This window comes from Pseudomonas sp. A25(2017) (assembly GCF_002001065.1).
In the GTDB taxonomy this organism is placed as follows: Bacteria; Pseudomonadota; Gammaproteobacteria; order Pseudomonadales; family Pseudomonadaceae; genus Aquipseudomonas; species Aquipseudomonas kilonensis.
Genome location: NZ_MUOA01000046.1, coordinates 20,912 through 35,549, shown reverse-complemented (window position 1 = coordinate 35,549; position 14,638 = coordinate 20,912). Strand labels below are relative to the sequence as shown.

The 14,638-nt window shown below is 60.7% G+C and carries 12 protein-coding genes; 7 read left to right on the top strand and 5 right to left on the bottom strand.

The window, feature by feature from the left end:
* Window positions 1-64: 64 nt before the first annotated feature.
* Window positions 65-1,078, bottom strand: coding sequence for an SDR family oxidoreductase (locus tag B0E42_RS07360; RefSeq protein ID WP_014338495.1), 1,014 nt, complete (start codon window positions 1,076-1,078; stop codon window positions 65-67).
* Between the two features lie 511 nt (window positions 1,079-1,589).
* Between B0E42_RS07360 and B0E42_RS07355 the strand changes: the two genes are divergently transcribed.
* Complete coding sequence (locus B0E42_RS07355; RefSeq protein ID WP_024619328.1) at window positions 1,590-2,186, top strand: TetR/AcrR family transcriptional regulator; 597 nt, start codon at window positions 1,590-1,592, stop codon at window positions 2,184-2,186.
* Between the two features lie 274 nt (window positions 2,187-2,460).
* Window positions 2,461-3,372 carry a helix-turn-helix domain-containing GNAT family N-acetyltransferase gene (locus B0E42_RS07350; protein ID WP_077506109.1) on the top strand — a complete coding sequence of 304 codons (912 nt, stop codon included), beginning with the start codon at window positions 2,461-2,463 and terminating at the stop codon, window positions 3,370-3,372.
* A gap of 17 nt (window positions 3,373-3,389) precedes the next feature.
* Here B0E42_RS07350 and B0E42_RS07345 read toward each other — a convergent pair whose 3' ends face one another.
* The gene (locus B0E42_RS07345; protein ID WP_053179187.1) at window positions 3,390-4,133 is read right to left on the bottom strand and encodes a GntR family transcriptional regulator; all 744 of its coding nucleotides are present in this window, start codon (window positions 4,131-4,133) and stop codon (window positions 3,390-3,392) included.
* Between the two features lie 134 nt (window positions 4,134-4,267).
* Between B0E42_RS07345 and B0E42_RS07340 the strand changes: the two genes are divergently transcribed.
* From B0E42_RS07340 to B0E42_RS07320, 5 genes are all read left to right on the top strand, one after another.
* Window positions 4,268-5,107, top strand: coding sequence for an ABC transporter ATP-binding protein (locus B0E42_RS07340; protein ID WP_053179189.1), 840 nt, complete (start codon window positions 4,268-4,270; stop codon window positions 5,105-5,107).
* A complete protein-coding gene (locus B0E42_RS07335) occupies window positions 5,104-6,105 on the top strand; it encodes an ABC transporter substrate-binding protein (protein WP_053179191.1) in 1,002 nt (333 codons plus the stop codon). Before B0E42_RS07340 ends, B0E42_RS07335 begins: the two co-directional genes overlap by 4 nt.
* Window positions 6,106-6,112: 7 nt before the next feature.
* On the top strand, window positions 6,113-6,862 hold the full coding sequence (locus B0E42_RS07330; RefSeq protein ID WP_053179194.1) for an ABC transporter permease: 750 nt from the start codon (window positions 6,113-6,115) through the stop codon (window positions 6,860-6,862).
* A 64-nt stretch (window positions 6,863-6,926) separates the two neighbouring features.
* On the top strand, window positions 6,927-9,296 hold the full coding sequence (locus B0E42_RS07325; RefSeq protein WP_077506108.1) for a hypothetical protein: 2,370 nt from the start codon (window positions 6,927-6,929) through the stop codon (window positions 9,294-9,296).
* A gap of 291 nt (window positions 9,297-9,587) precedes the next feature.
* On the top strand, window positions 9,588-10,352 hold the full coding sequence (locus B0E42_RS07320) for an SDR family NAD(P)-dependent oxidoreductase (protein ID WP_053179198.1): 765 nt from the start codon (window positions 9,588-9,590) through the stop codon (window positions 10,350-10,352).
* Between the two features lie 72 nt (window positions 10,353-10,424).
* Here B0E42_RS07320 and B0E42_RS07315 read toward each other — a convergent pair whose 3' ends face one another.
* Genes B0E42_RS07315 through B0E42_RS07305 form a run of 3 tightly spaced genes read right to left on the bottom strand, consistent with a single transcriptional unit; the run spans window position 10,425 to window position 14,638 of the window.
* Window positions 10,425-11,480, bottom strand: coding sequence for a hypothetical protein (locus tag B0E42_RS07315; protein WP_077506107.1), 1,056 nt, complete (start codon window positions 11,478-11,480; stop codon window positions 10,425-10,427).
* A 32-nt stretch (window positions 11,481-11,512) separates the two neighbouring features.
* Window positions 11,513-13,330, bottom strand: coding sequence for a hypothetical protein (locus tag B0E42_RS07310; protein WP_077506106.1), 1,818 nt, complete (start codon window positions 13,328-13,330; stop codon window positions 11,513-11,515).
* 3 nt (window positions 13,331-13,333) lie between these two features.
* Window positions 13,334-14,638 carry a hypothetical protein gene (locus tag B0E42_RS07305; protein WP_018603854.1) on the bottom strand — a complete coding sequence of 435 codons (1,305 nt, stop codon included), beginning with the start codon at window positions 14,636-14,638 and terminating at the stop codon, window positions 13,334-13,336.

Sequence of the window (14,638 nt, the reverse complement as noted above, 5' to 3'; positions counted from 1 at the left end):
TCCTTGGGTGTATGGCTAGTCAAAAAAAGTACTACAGAGGTAGGCTATATATGAAATGTTTCAATTAAGCATCTGTGTAGTTGTTATTCCGATACCAATCCAGGGTATCGGTCAGGGTTTCAGCAACAGGGCGGAACTTGCACTCCAACTCCCGTGAGCTTTTGTTATGGCTGAAATGAGTACGGCCTTGTTCTTGCTCCATGAGCTTGACTGTGGAGGTACTGATGAGCACCGGTTTTTTGGTGATCCGGTAGTAACCTTCATAGATAAGCGCGATGATTCGCAGCATGAACAGAGGCACTTTTCGCTCTGGGGCTTTTATGCCACTGACGCTGGACAGCGCCTGGAAAATGCTCTTCATGTCCATGTGATTGCCGGCGGCCAGGTAACGTTCTCCGGACCTGCCGCGACTGATGGCCGCGATTTGATGCTCGGCGACGTCCCGGGCATCGACAACGGAAAAGCTTCCGGGGAGTACGCCGGGCAATTTTTGTCCGACAAAGTCGAGCAGGAACTGTCCTGACGAAGTAGGGCCGATATCGCCGGGGCCGAACATCCACCCTGGCAGGACCATGGCGATAAACATGTCCGGGTGCTGCGCCAGGAATTGCTGGACCTTCTGTTCGGACAATATTTTGCTCAAGTAGTAATCGTCAGCCTCCAACTCACTGCGAGACATGGTTTCATCGATCACTTGATCCCGATTGCCCTTCAACACGGCAATGGAAGAGGTGTGGACTGCACGACGGATGCCGGCGTCATAAGCGGCTTGCAACAAACGCTCGGTGCCGGTCACATTGGTGTCATACAGTTTTTGCCAATGTTTCCCGCCTTTGTAACTGTCGCGGAAATAGGCGGCCGTATGAAACAGGGCGTCACACCCTTGCAGGGCATGGGCGAAAGCATCGACATTGAGCATGTCGCCTTCGACCAACTCCACGGGCAGGTTGCCGAACTGTTTTCGGGCTTTCTCTACAGAACGAACCAGCGCTTTTACTTTGATGTTTCGTTTTAGTAGCGCACGAACGACATTATTCCCGAGCAGGCCAGTAGCGCCTGTAACGAAGGCATATTCCATTAAAATCCCGCTCCTGTGAGGTGACCTGCCATCGCATCGAGACCCGTGTCACTGACTCGATGCCCTGATCAGGCGTTGGGCTCCACCAACGGCGCAAGTAAAAACCATCCGGTATCTGAAAATCAAGTGGTATTTCGTCGGATTGATGAGCTGATGGCTCTGCATCGGGCTTCATGCCCGTTTTTTCACGCTCCAGCGTGGGGTGTCGGACAGAAAAATATCCGGTTTGAGTCGCCCGACACCACGTCAGGGACTTATCGAGTGGGGGCAAACGAAAATTTCAATTCGCCTGTACACCGGCAAAAACTGTGGCCACCGGCTCATCTAGCGTGCCCTGCCGGTTGCTCCAACTACATGGCACATACATGGCGGTTTTTGAAAGTTAAAATGTAAATGATTGAACAAGGCGCGTATAAGATATGATGGCGAGAACGGGTTCCGTACAGTGAGGCGTCGATTCGTTGCATCCAGTTACACGTAGATATTTTGTTTGGCCAAAGGAGCCGAGGGCGTGATTAAAAAGAGACTAGGTCGAGAAGAGAGCCAGCAAGTAACAAGAGACAGATTGTTCGACACAGCCACTGAGCTGATGATCCGAAGAGGCTTTCATGCCGCCAGCGTCAACGTTATTGCCGAGGAGGCCGGCTTTTCCAAAGGCGCCTTTTTTTCAAATTTTTCAAGTAAATCGGACTTGCTGCTGCAATTGACTCAACGCTTCAAGCGAGTTGAGATCGACCGATTGAGTACGACCCTGGCATCGGGATACTCGGCGGAGCAGTTGAGCCACGGCTTGAATACCTATATCGATACGCTGAAGAACAATACCCGCTGTGCGATCCTCGATGCCGAGTTGCAATTGATCGCCCTGCGCGATGAAGAGTTCTCGCCGCATTACTACGACTTGCATGAGGAAAACAGCGAGGCCTTGGGCAAGTTGATTACCATCATATTCAATCATGCTGGCAAGAAGCCGCCCCTGGCCTACGCCGCGCTTGCCAAGACCTTCACCGCCCTGGCGGAAGGCCTGATATTGCAAGGGCATAAAGACCCGGCTGTTGAAATCAAGCTGGTGTTGAACTCGCTCATCCAGACCGCAGAGCCTCTGTAAGCCCCGAACGTTATCGCTGATAAGCCAGCAACTGGCGCTCAGCCAATCGCAATTACCCCCACCAGCGCGCATGCCAGCAACATGAAGGCATGGCGGCAATGCCATGGGCCTGGAAGGTCTTGACGTTATCCTGGAATTGGACCGGGAAGCTTGACTGAGTGCACTGATGAGTATTTAGTTGTGCAATACAACTAATCGCTCATTTTGTCCGAGGTCCGCCGTGAACCATTGCCCACCAGATCTGATTGAGAACATCCGTTCGGCGTCGCGTCTCATGGTGCGCGAGCTGGGGTTCATGCACAGCACGCTGGCTGCGACGGATTATCCGCCGTCGTCGGTGCACACAATCGTGGAGCTCGGCAATCGTGAGTCCCTGACCGCGGGCGAGCTTGTCGAGTTGCTTGGCCTGGAAAAATCCAGCGTAAGCCGGATGGTTCGCAAGCTCATCGAGGCCGGCGAGATCGAAGAAATTGCCCATGAACAGGATGCACGCGCCAAGCGATTGCGACTCACCGTGCAGGGGCAAAACACTCTTCGAACCATTGATACTTTCGCCACGCAACAGGTTGTCGCGGCCATGTCGCATTTATCCAGCGAGCAATGTCAGACCGTGAGTGAGGGGATTGCCAGCTATGCCGTCGCACTGCACGCCCATCGACTCGGTACAGAGCCGCCTGCGCCGACGCAGTTGGAGATTGCGCGTGGCTACCGTCCTGGCGTCATCGGCCGCATTGTGCAAATGCATGCGGACTATTACGCAAGGCATTCAAACTTCGGCCAGCCGTTTGAAAGCCTGGTTGCATCGGACATGGCCGAGCTGATGGGGCGTCTGCATAACCCGCGCAACGAGGTCTGGGTGGCCCTGGATGGCGAACGAGTGGTCGGTTCGATCGCCATCGACGGCGAAGGCGAGGGCGGCAGTGCGGTGCTGCGTTGCTTCATTCTGGATGATTCGGCGCGAGGCAAGGGCGCTGGCAGGCGTCTGTTGGCTGAAGCGATGCAGTTCTGTGACGAGTGGGGCTTCAGTTCAACGAGCCTCTGGACGTTTCAGGGGCTCGACGCTGCTCGCAAGTTGTACGAGGATTTCGGGTTCAAGTTGGAGCTGGAGCAAGAAGGGCAGCAATGGGGGCAACGGGTCATGGAACAGTGCTTTGTCAGGCCAGGCCCTGCCGCCTCATCACGTTGACGCGTAATCCGTCGAGATCAATTGGCCGTCGTGGATTTGAAAACACCGCTAAGGATGAAGGCATAGCGTTCCGGGCGGATGAAAAACGTCGTGCGGTCGCAGCAGCGGCCGTCGGCAAAATAGGACGTGCGCTCCATGACCAGCAGCGCGGCGCCGCGTTTGACCTGCAACGCGCTGGCTAGGCTTTTGTCGGCTTCCTGCGCACGGATCGCCAGGTCGGCACGGGTGACCGCCAGGCCGGTGATCGACTCGAGAATGGAATAGATCGGCTGATGTTCGACTTCCGCCCAGGCCACGCCGGCCAGCGCTGCCGGTAAGTGGCTGCGTCCCAACGCGATGGGTTCGTCATCGACGAAGTGCAGCCGCTCCAGGAGCAGGCAGTCGTCTGCTTCCTCAAACAAACCACGCAGGGTCTCTGGAACGGGCTGCAGGGCATGGCTGACCACCTGCATGCTTGGTTGCAGCCCTTGCAGTAACAACGCCTCATGAAAACTGCGTAACGCATCCAGGCCGTGGCGTACCTGCTTGGCCGCCACGAAGGTGCCTTTGCCTTGCTTGCGCTCCACCACGCCGTCTTCGCTGAGCTTGCCTACCGCCAGGCGAACCGTGACGCGGCTCACCCCGAACCGTTCGCCCAACTGTGCCTCGGACGGCAGCTTGCCGCTGGGTTCGTAGTCGCCGCGTTGGATTTCCTCCAACAGCTGATGGGCGATCTGTTCGTAGAGCGAGGTGGTGCTGTCGCGAAGAATGGACGTGGACACGGTCAGCTTCCATGGCCTTGAGCGGGGCAAGGTGCCTTCACTTCTAAGGTTATAAAAATAGGTTATTAGGACTACTTGTATTAATACGTATTATGTCAGGTGTTCCCATTGTAAACGACCTGACGACACTTGCCATGCTCAAAACCTTTCCTTACGCACAGCCGCAAGCCGATGCCCTGACGGTCGATGACATCAGCTTCAGTTACCCCAATGGGCACCCCGTGTTTTCCGCTTTCAGCCTGAATGCCAAGCCTGGCGAGTTCGTCGCGATCTTGGGGCCATCCGGTTGTGGCAAAACCACCTTACTGAACTTGTTGTCGGGGTTCGTGCAACCGCAAAGCGGCGGTATCACGATCAACCAGACAGCGGTACGTCCGGAGCGTTCGGAATTGGGCTATGTGTTCCAGGCACCGCAACTGTTTCCCTGGTTGAGCGCGTTGGAAAACGTCCGTTTCGGTCTGCGGATGAGCGCTCGAATCGACGAATCGCAGCAGCGCGCCCAGGCGTTGCAGTACCTGCGCCTGGTTGGTCTGGAGAATGCGGCGCATCGGCTGCCGCACCAGCTGTCCGGCGGCATGCAACAGCGCGTTTCCCTGGCCAGGACCCTGGCACTGGAGCCTAGCGTGTTGCTGATGGACGAGCCGTTCGCCGCGCTCGATGCCATCAGCCGCAACAGCATGAACGAAGAGACGTTGCGCATCTGGGCCGAACTGGGCCAGACGGTGTTGTTCATCACCCACGACATCGACGAAGCGGTGTTCCTGGCCGATCGGGTCGTCGTGCTCAACATCGCGCCGGGCGGTATTCATAGCGAGCTGGAGATCCACCTGCCGCGCCCCCGCAGCAACCTGAAAACCCGCCGCCTGCCGGCCTTCCTGGATTACCGCAATGAACTGATGACGCGCATTGCCCAGGTGATGGACGCGCCTCAGGCCATTGCTCACCCCATCCCTCGACTTGAGCTGACAGCATGATCAAACGTTCGCTGCTTGCCTTTACATTGTCTGCTGCCACGTTGGCAGGCAGTGCATTCACCGTGGCGGGCGAGGAGAAACCCTTGCGTGTGGGGTACGTCTTCGCCATGGCCAACGCCCCGGCGCTGATTGCCGACAAACAGGGTTACTACCGCGAGGAAGGCTTGAACGTCGACCTCAAGGCATTGGGCGATGGCCCGGTGATCCAGCAGGCGCTGGCCGCCGGTGAACTGGATGTGGCCTATGTCGGCACGCCGCCGGTGTACCAGTGGTTTTCCCGCGGGCTGCAAAGCCGGATCCTGGCGAAGGTCAACTACGGTCAGGCTGCAGTGATTGTCGACGCCAAGAGTCCGATCACTAGCCTGGATGCGCTCAAGGGGAAGAAACTGGCCGGGGTCAAGAAGGGCAGCGGCATGGATGTGCTGCTGCGCGGCTATGTCCTGAAGGAAAAGGCCGGGCTCGATCCTGACAAGGACCTGGACATCATCGACATGCCGCCGGGCAACATGAACGCGGCCCTGGAACGCGGCGTCGTCGACGCGGCATTTTCCTGGGAGCCCTTCGTCAGCCAATCGGTGTTACGTGGTTCGAGCCGGATCCTGCTGGACCTCAACCAGGCGCTGCCCCAGTACCCGTGGTACGTGGTGATCGCCCTGCCGAAAACCTTGCAGGAGCGCCCGGATGATGTGGTGAAGCTGCTGCGTGCCCATCGCAAGGCCATCGCCTTCCTCAATGAGCATCCCGCCGAGTCGAACCGGCTCATCGCCGAGGCCTTCAAGCTTGAAGCAGTGCAAGGCACTGACGGCAAGACCATCGCCCCGGACGCCATCGTCGCCCAGGCCCGTACCCGGCTGGGCTGGTCGGCGGATTTGCAGGCGTCGGACATCCAGTTCATCCAACGTCTGATGGATTACTCCCACGACCTGGGCTTTATCGAGACCACGCTCAAGACTGATCAGATCGTGGATACCTCCTACCTCGAAAAAGCCGCGCACTGAGTCCGTCATGTCCTTGCCAAAACCGAATTGGGGATGGGCGTCGCTGCCATTCCTGCTGTTGATCTGGATCGCCCTGGCGAGCCGCTTTCCCACCTACATCCTGCCGCAGCCCTGGGACGTTGCCCGCGAGGCGGTGCGCTGGCTGGGCGACCGTTCGCTGTGGCAGCACCTGCAGGCCAGTGTGCTTGAAGAGGTGGGGGGCTTTTGCGCGGCGGTGATCGTTGCGATTGCCCTGGGCACTGGCGCTGGCCTGTCCTCGCGTTTTCGCGACTTTATCTCGCCGCTCAACAGCCTGTTCATGGCCATCCCGCCGATTGCCTGGGCGCCGCTGATCATGATCATTTTCGGCCTGGGTTATGTGTCCATCGTGCTGGTGATTTTCATTGCTGCGATGTTCCCCATGGCGGTGACCATCCAGGAGGGCGTGCAGAGTATTCGCGGCGGTGAAGTCCGCGCGGCACGCACCTTGGGTGCCAACGCCTGGCAACTGTTGGCCCACGTCTACCTGCCGGCCTCGTTGCCGTTCGTGACCGCCGCCTTGCGCATTGGCTTCAGCCAGGGCTGGCGGGCACTGGTCGCGGCGGAAATGATCGGCGCCTCCCAGGGCATCGGCTGGATGGTCTCCACGGGCGGCCAGATCGGCAACAGCAGCCAGGTGCTGCTGGGCATTGTCGTGATCGGCCTGATTGCCTGGCTGATGGAGAGCTTTGTATTCAGGCGCATCGAGCGTCACTACCAGAAATGGCGCGTGCAGTAAGCGCTGCCTGCTTGTCTTCGTCCCCCCTTTCAAACCTTCAGTGGACCACTGCACGAGGTGTCATGTGAGTAACGTTTTCGATCCCCGCGAAGCCGGGCATTACATCGCCCCGCAAGGCCTGTACGAGCGCAACAAGAAACGTCCGTTCCTGGGCAGCGTCCACTGTGACCGTGACACGCTGGTCGCCGGGCAGTGGGATGAAATTACCTTGGTCTACGAGGTCGGTGGCAGCGGCCTGGCGGACGGTGCCTGGCTCAAGCTGGCCTTCAAGTTCTACTCCGACTGGGCTTTGTTCCAGACCTCGAACCCGTCCGGCCCCAACTACGTCAGCGCCGAATACCACGCGGGTGAACTGGTGCGTGGCCAGAGCCAGGCCACGGTGCAGCACTTGAAAGTGCGCTTCGACCAGAAGGGCCATGAACGGCCGTTCCAGAAAGCGATCATCATCGACATCATCGACGGTTACCTGAACCCGGGCGACAAGGTCATCATTCGTCTGGGCGACCGACGCCAGGGCGGGGCGGGGACGCGGGTGCAGAGTTTCGTCGAGAAAGACTTCCGTTTCCGTCTGTTCATCGACCCGTTGGGCAGCTCGAAATTTGCCGAGGTGCCGGGTGATCCCTTGCTGGACATCGTGCCGGGGCCGGCGCGGAACGTGCAGTTGATCGTGCCTCGATTGGTCAGCGCCGGTGAGGCGTTCGATGTCCTGTTGCGGGTGGACGATGCCTGGGGCAACACCTGCCGAAACTTGCCGCTCAACGGTGTCTTGACCCTCGTGGATCCAGAAGGCGGCGAGCGCCAACAGCCGTTCACTCTGGCCGCCGAAGGTTGGGCCACGGCCCGGCTCGAGGGGCTTGATCTTGGGGCCGTGGGCGAGTGGCGTTTGTCCGCCAAGGTGGCAGAGCCTTTTGTCTACGGCGCCCAGGCCTTTGTTACCGTCGACCCGGCCGGTACAGCGTTGCGCCCGCTCTACGCCGACCTGCATGTGCATTCCGATGACACGGTGGGCACCAACGACACCCTCTATAACCTTAGCTACGGTCGCGATGTCGCCGGGCTCGATGTACTCGGTTACACCGCCAATGACTTCAATATCACCGAGCAACGCTGGGACCAGGCGGTCAAGCTGATTCACGAACTCAACGAACCGGGGCGATTTGTTTGTTATCCCGGCACCGAATGGTGCGGCAATTCTTGCGCCGGCGGCGACCGCAACGTGGTGTTCCTGCATGACCGCAAGCCCGAGTTCCCCTTCGACAACCAGGGGCGGCTGGTGCGTTCCTTCGAATGGAACGAGTTCACCGCCGGCACCATCAAGCCGGGCGCCTGGCCGGTGGACGAGTTGTACGCCGCCTATGCCAAGGACCCCGAAGGGCATCTGATGATGCCCCACGTCGGCGGACGCCGTTGCAACCTCGACTGGCATCACCCGGAGCTCGAGCGGCTGATCGAGGTCGGTTCGGCCTGGGGCCAGTTCCATTGGGTCTACGCCGAAGCGTTGCAGCGCGGTTATCGGGTGGGCGCCGCGGCGAACAGTGATGAACACCAGGGCCGCTGCGGTGGCGGCGTGCCGGCCACGGCGGTGTTCGGTTCCCGTGGCGGGCTGACCGGCGTTGTCGCCGAGGCTTTCGACCGCGCCAGTGTTGGCAAGGCCCTGCGCGCCCGCCGCACGTTTGCCACGACAGGTGAACGCTCGTTTGCCAACCTGCGCCAGGGCAAGCATTTCATGGGTGAGGTTTTCACCGCCGATTCGAATGCCTCGCTGGACTATCGACTGTTGGGCGAGGCGGGCTGGGAGCAGGTCGATCTGTTCGATGGCGACAAGCTGATCTGGTCGCGCAACCTGCATCAGGAGCTGGGTTTTAGCAAGCAACGCGTTCGCCTGCGCCTGGGGGGCGCACGGATCAAGGACCGTTATCGCGGCGCCTACTGGACCGGTGAGATCCGCATCACGGGGGCGGTCATCAATGGCTTCCGCGCCTTGGGCCTCGACCATCCCGAGCAGACCGTATGGCGCAAGGATGCGACAGTCCTGGCGTTTCGCACCGACACCAACGGCGATACCGACAGCATCGAAATCGACCTGTCGCAACTGGCCGGCGCGACGTTGCAGGTCCACAGCCGTATCGACAACTACGTCAAGGTCGGCGACCCGTCCGAACCGCAACCTTACGTACACGCGCCGACGGTGTTGATGGCGCTGTCCGGCGAACAGTTGCTGGCGCAATCGCAAGTGGTCGAAGAGTTGCCGGGCGCGGAGTTGAAGGTGTCCCTGGAACGGGTGACCGCCGCAGCGCTGCCCCGTGAGTTGGAGGGGACAATCGAACTTGCCCGGTTGGGTCTTGAGCCAGGTCGTGAACACCCGTTGTTCATCTGCGCCCGCCAGCGGGATCAATCACGGGTCTGGACCTCGGCACTGTTCCTGACTCTGTAGGAGCTGTGTAGGAGCTGTCGAGTGCAACGAGGCTGCGATCTTTCCCCAGACACTAGAATCTCAAGCGAAAGATCAAGATCAAGATCAAAAGATCGCAGGCTTCGCCAGCTCCTACAGGGCCCAGCGGGGGCGATCCCTGGCCACATTTTGCGCAAAACCCCGACAGTCCCAGCAAGCCTGCGAAAGCCCGGCATTCTCCGTTGCGAGAGAGTGAAGCCGTCGATAACGACAGCGCCCACGGGCGTCGGGCCGGCGAATGCCTCGTCGGCCTGCTCACGCAGGAGAGCGATCATGACCCATTTCCAACACAGCATTCCCCACGAAGTCGAAGGCAAGGTTGCACTGGTCACCGGCGCCGCCAGTGGCATCGGCAAAGCCATTGCTTTGCTGTTGCATGCCCGTGGCGCCAAGGTGGTTGCGGAAGATATCAACCCCGCCGTCCATGAGTTGGCTCGTCCCGGGCTGGTACCGCTGGAGGCCGACATCACCGAGGACGGCGCCGCCGAGCGCGCCGTCGGCCTGGCGCTCGAGCAGTTCGGCCGGCTGGACATCCTGGTCAACAATGCCGGGATCATCATCAACAAACTGGTGATCGACATGACGCGTCAGGACTGGGAGCGCATCCAGGCGGTCAACGCCACCGCGGCCTTCCTGCATTCACGCGAAGCGGTCAAGGCGATGATGCCCAACCAGTCGGGGGCCATCGTCAACATTGCCTCCTACGCGTCCTATTTTGCCTTCCCGACCATTGCTGCCTACACCGCCTCCAAGGGCGCCCTGGCGCAACTGACGCGGACCCTGGCGCTGGAAGCCATCGAACAGGGTATTCGTGTCAATGCGGTCGGCGTTGGCGATGTGGTCACCAACATCCTCAATGACGTGGTCGAGGACGGCCCGGCGTTCCTTGCCCAGCATGGTCAAGCCGCGCCTATCGGCCGGGCCGCACAGCCGGAAGAAATTGCCGAGGTGGTAGCGTTCCTGGCGTCGGACCGTGCCAGCTTTATCGTCGGTTCGGTGGTCATGGCGGACGGTGGCATGACGGTCACCGCTGGCTGAGTCAAGGAAAAACGGCACCTACCCCATGAAGGGTAAGCGCCGTTTTTTTTGCCTGTGGCCTTGAGCGTTTGTTCAGAGTTGCACCCGACGAAGTCTGCCACTTAACGGCACCACGCCTTCATCTGCCGTGGGCAGTGGCCGCCCGACCAGCCCCATGCCTTCGCTGACCAGTACCGCGTCCGGTAACAGGCACAGGTTGGAAGGGGTATCCAGGTCGCGGGCGAGCACCGTGACCTGGGCGGTTTGCAAGTCGCAGCTCAGCAGTCGCCCACTGAACCGGGTAAAGCCGCCATGCAGGGGTTCGCCGTTCCAGTCGGGGAGCAGCGGTTGTTGCAGGCGCTCGCAGAGTTCCAGCACCAGCAGTTGGCCGTTGGGGCGCAGCGCCAGCCCGGTGGGCAGTTGCAGGCCGCAAATCAGGATGTCGATCCTGGCACTGGCGGGCCAGACCCGGATCACCTGGCCGGCCTTCTCGGCAAAGTCGATGCCCTTGCGGTTCGGGTTGCCGTGCAGTTCGCCCGAGAACAGGCTGATCAGCACGGCGTCTGTCGCCGGTTCGTACACCAGCGTCACGGGAACGGCTTCCTGGCCTTGATCCAGTTCGGGCAGTTGGGCCAGCACGCGCTCTTCCTGGCCTGTGACGAACTCCACCAACTGATTAGTATCGGGCTTGACGGCCAGCCAACTGCCGCGGGTCGGGTGGTAGCACAGCGCATTCAGGTTGCCACGGCTATGAAAGACCGGTTCGGGCGGTGTGAATTGCAGGTCCAGCAGTTTGGACCCGGCGACATAATCGGTCTGGCTGACCAGGCAGCGTCCGTCACCGCAGGCGATGTCCGACACCCCCATGATTTCATCGCGCAGCATGCGCGCCTGCATGTTCATGGCGCGAAACCCTTGCGCCAGGGTTTCGCGGGGCAGGTAGGCGCCGGGCCGCTGCGGATCCGGTCGCAGTCGACTGATACGGCCGCTGAAGGGTTGGTCGGGCAACCCCGAGCCTGCTTCGGTGAGCAGCAGGCTGCCGTCGGCTTGCAGGCAGAGGCCGCGAGGGTTCAGCAAGTCCTCGGCGACCAGGGTGCTGGGGCGCAGGCTTTCCCCGGGGTGTGCGGGGATCTGAAGGGGAACGGGCATAGGCTCTCTCCGTGAATGAGCAGGGGATACGGTCATTGCGGCGGTTGCCACGGTTCACCGGTGAGATAGGCCCGCAGCAACGCCCGTTGGCAGGGCGACATCGAGCGCACCACCGGCATGAACAGCGTGGTGCCTTTGTAGGCATCCGAGGTGCGGGCGAGGATGGGGTTCTTGGCACCCTTGATTGCATCGGGCTGATTCAGCGGGATATAGCGCGACATGGCGGGGAACGCCAGGTAGTGAAAGCGCAGCACGTTGGGGTACATCAGCGGCCAGGTGATGGTGGTGCCCTGGGGAATGCCGAAGTCGGTCTGGGCGTACTTGCGAAAGTTTGTGAAGTAAGCGCTGCTGTCGAGGCCGTTGGCCGTGCAGGTCAGGGCGACGAAACCGGCCTGGGCGGCGCTGCCCGGCTTGACGCTGACGGGGAAGCAGACTGAAAGCTGGCCGGCGCTGACCGTCAGCGAGTCAGGGTAGTCGAGGAAGTCCCAGTACTGCGGTTCTTTGTACGTGGGAGGATCCGCTGCCGGGATTGCCTGCAGGCCGATTTCGGTCGTACTGGGGACCGCTCCGCCCAGGTACCTGACCTGCAAGGTGATCGACAGGCCGTTGGGATAGTCCTCCAGGTAGACGTTGCGCTGGTCGGCATAGATCCGATAGGTCGACTCGGTGGCTTGCAACGTGGTACCGGCGACCTTGCCCGGTGCGTTGATCGCCAAGGCAGAGGTGCGTACTGCCTGCAGCTGGTCGGCGGTCAGGGGCAGGTCGACGATGCCGCCATACACGTAGTAGTCGAATAAAAAGCGGCTGGTCGGCTCCAGGGTCGTCAGGGTGGTGGCGCCGGCGCTGATGGTCACGGTCCCGTAATCGGCGTTGGGGCCGATCGGGCTGGTGATGTCGTCCCTGGCGGCCCGGAAGGTTTCCTTCGGAATGACGTTCACCATGTCGATGCTCAGGTAACCGGTGTCGCCCAGGTCGGCATAGCCGGCATTACCGGTACTCTGGTTGACCAGTTGCCGGCCCGGCTGGCAGTTCAGCGGCTCGTCGGCGAAGGCCGGGGCCAGTGTGCCGATGACCCGGCCGATGCTCGGGTTGGGCGTGTACTTGCCGGCGGCGTAGTCGGCGTCCAGTTGTTCGGTGGTCATCGTCGGGCACATTTCGAACATGACGAAACGCAGGACGATGCCCGTCGCCCCCGGTGCCTGGATGATCGAGCGCAGGCCGCTGCTGTTCTGGTTCCAACTGACAATGCTGCTCAAGGGAAAGGTCAGTTGAAAGGTGCCGCTGGCGTGGAAAGAGCCCGGCGCGTCCATTTTTTTCGGCAGCAGCACACGTCCCGCCACGTCGAAACTGCTGCACACGGTGTTGCTGCGGATCAGCAGTTGGATGTTGTCGTTGCCACCGATCTGCAGGCCACCGACGAAGATTTGGGTGGTCGTCGAGGCGGTGGGGTCCAGGTCCACCATCATCGGGCCGGAAACGGGCCCCTGGCCGGTCACCGGGTCCACCGAACCGAGCAAATAGACGGCCTGGCCCACCAGGTCGCCGGTGGTGTTGATGCTGCCGGGGATGCCCTGGGAGCTGATCAGGGCGTTCTGCATGTCGACGACATGTTGCCCGTAGTGATTCCAGCCACCGGCGGTGTAGTAGTCGCCGGTGGGAGCATTGATCATGTTGTTCAACTGGTCATCGGAGTAGGACTCGGCGCCCGGTGCCAGGGTCGAGGTGGTCAGGTCGAAGAGCGGCCAGTCATCGTTGCCATCGTAAGGAATGGTCGGGGAGTTGTTCGGCAGGCTGACGTCGGTGCGGATGCCGCCCCAGAAGTTCAGCCGTGGTCCGTTCAGGATGCTCATGAGTTATTCCTCGTCCTTGATGGTGTTGCCGACAGGCGCATTGGCGAATTTGAACAGGTAGGAGTAATCGGATTTGTAGGGACTCTTGACCGGTGTCGCCATGGAGTGGCAGTTCATGCAACTGCTGTTGGGCTGGATGTAGCTTTCCATGGTCACGTTGGCCGAAAGGGCGGGGGTCGGCTGGCCCAGCGGGTTGCTGGGGTTGTCCGGCATCAGCGGGCGTTGGGTGGTGATGAGTTGGTAGTACTTCAATACGCTGCGTTGCAGGTCCGGGTCGCTGCGGTAACGGGCGTTGACCTCGTTGGTGATCTCGGCGATCGGCGTGAAGCGGTTCAACGGGTTCGGGGTCTGGAAGGTGGTGCCGGGTTTGGGCACGCAGACCAGGTGTGCGCCCTGGGTCTGCCAGTCGCAGGGCGACTGGTTGAGGGTGGCTGCCGGGGCGCTGGGGTTGAAGTAGGAATAGGCCGTGCCGGCTGCCGGCTGGTCGACCCATACACCGTTCACCATTGTTTTGGGCGCAACGTTGTCGATCTGCTCGAAGGTCGACCAGATCCACTGCGGATAGCCGTTCACCTTAGTGATGACGTGCAGGCCCACCAGCCCCAGGTAGGCCTCGGTGACGCCGGTGCGCTGGCCTTGGTCGTCGAACGTGGCCACGCGCGCGAGCATGGTCAGGTAGCGGCTGGCGTTGTCATTCGTGGTGAGGATGCGCCAGCTCGATTTGACCTCGATGACCCCATAGGGAAAGTTGATGTTGTTGGCTCTGGAAACCACATCGGCGTTATAGAACTGGTTGGCGACGATGTAGTTGTAGGAGGTCTCGTTGGCCGAGATGTCGTAGTAGGTCGGGTTGCCGGCCTGGTCGATCAGCCAGCCGCCGACGGCCTGGTCGACGGCATTCACCTGGGAGCTGTTCTTCAGCGCGGCGATGTTGATGATGCCCAGGCTCTTGGCAAGCTGTGGGGTGTTCCAGGGGCCTGGATCGGCCCCCAGTGGCAGGAAGGTTTCTTCCACGGTCTTGTAGGTCTGCCAGACGGTGTAGCCGGGGTCCCCCGGCTGTTTACTGCAGTCGGGATCACCGCGTTGCCCCGCCTGGGCGGGCCAGTTCATGGCGATGAACAACTGCCAGCTGTATTGATCGAACAGATCCTGGCTGGCGTTGGTCGCCGGCGCGGTGCTGGGGGGCTGGCAATTCAGGCTGGTGGCCTGCGCCTGTCGCAAGGCTTGCTCCTGGGATTGCTCCAAGGCCTGGGCTGGAAGGTTCGCCAAGCCCAGTAGTACCACGGTGAGGCGGATTGAAATGTTCAT